Raw genomic sequence first — 1175 nt, forward strand, 5'->3', positions numbered from 1 at the left:
ACCTAGATATAGAGTGATATGTTTTGGTCGGCAGCGTGAGTTGTTTATAAGAGACCGCGCCGGCAGGGGTACCGGGGTCGGGCGAGGCGCGGCGGCGCACGCTCGGCCCGCGGGCTGAGCGCTGGTCGGACCGGTCGGACCGGCCCGCGCCAGGGTAGTGATCGCGGCGCGGGCCGTCGTCCTCAGGGGCCGGCGGGTTCGAGCACGAACACCGGAATGACGCGGTCGGTGTTGCGCTGGTAGTCCTCGTAGTCCGGGTAGGCGGCGACGGCGGTCTTCCACCAGCCGGCCTTCTCGTCCCCGGTGACCTCCCGGGCGACGTAGTCCCGCCGGTCCGCGCCGTCCTGCAGTTCGACATGCGGATCGGCCACGATGTTGAAGTACCAGACGGGGTGCGTCGGCGCGCCGCCGAGCGAGGCGACGACCGCGTACCGGCCGTCCCGCTCGACCCGCATCAGCGGGGTCTTGCGGAGCTTGCCGGACTTCGCACCCTTGGTGCTCAGAATGATGATCGGCAGCCCTTTCATCGTGTTTCCCCGGGTGCCATCCGAGTTCTCGTACTCCGCGACCTGGTCACGGACATAGTCATGGGTGCTTGGCTCGTACTCACCGGTCAGAGGCATGCCTTCAGTCAACACCAGCCGCCGGCGGGTGACCCGCCGTGCCGCCCGCGCAGGTTCCCCGGCCACCCGCCGGCGGACCGGTGCCGAACGAAGCGGCGTTGGCCGCCGTGAATGATGCACGGATGGACATCTCCGAGCGCTCGCTGGTGCACGCGCGCCTGGCCGCGCAGGGCCTCTGCGGCCCGCCCGCGCCGGGCCCGGTGCAGGCCGTCGGCCGGCTGCTCGCCGTCCAGGCGCAGGATCCGCGCGGGATGCGCCTCGCTGTGCGGGCGCGCACGCGGGGACTGCGGGCCGCCGACGTCGACGCTGCGCTGACCCTCGACCGCTCCCTGCTCGTGACCTGGCTGTGCCGGGGGACCCTGCACCTGGTCCGCACGGAGGACTACTGGTGGCTGCGGGAGCTCACCGCGCCGCGGATGGCCGCGCAGATCCGCCGGCGCCTCGCGCAGGAGGGCGTGTCACCGGGCGACGCCCAGCGCGGGGTGGCGCTCATCGAAACGGCCCTGGCGGCCGACGGCCCGCTGCTGCGCGACGAGCTGCGCCGCCGGGTGG

The 1175-nt window shown here is 72.4% G+C and carries 2 protein-coding genes; one reads left to right on the plus strand and one right to left on the minus strand.

The window, feature by feature from the left end:
• Positions 1–182: 182 nt before the first annotated feature.
• A complete protein-coding gene (locus MXD58_RS25035; RefSeq protein WP_248840556.1) occupies positions 183–623 on the minus strand; it encodes a nitroreductase family deazaflavin-dependent oxidoreductase in 441 nt (146 codons plus the stop codon).
• Positions 624–745: 122 nt separating this feature from the next.
• Between MXD58_RS25035 and MXD58_RS25040 the strand changes: the two genes are divergently transcribed.
• On the plus strand, positions 746–1175 hold a 430-nt coding region (locus tag MXD58_RS25040; protein ID WP_250610088.1), incomplete at its 3' end, for a DNA glycosylase AlkZ-like family protein.

Origin of the sequence: Frankia sp. AgKG'84/4, from assembly GCF_023242965.2 — a bacterium.
Classification (GTDB): Bacteria; Actinomycetota; Actinomycetes; order Frankiales; family Frankiaceae; genus Frankia.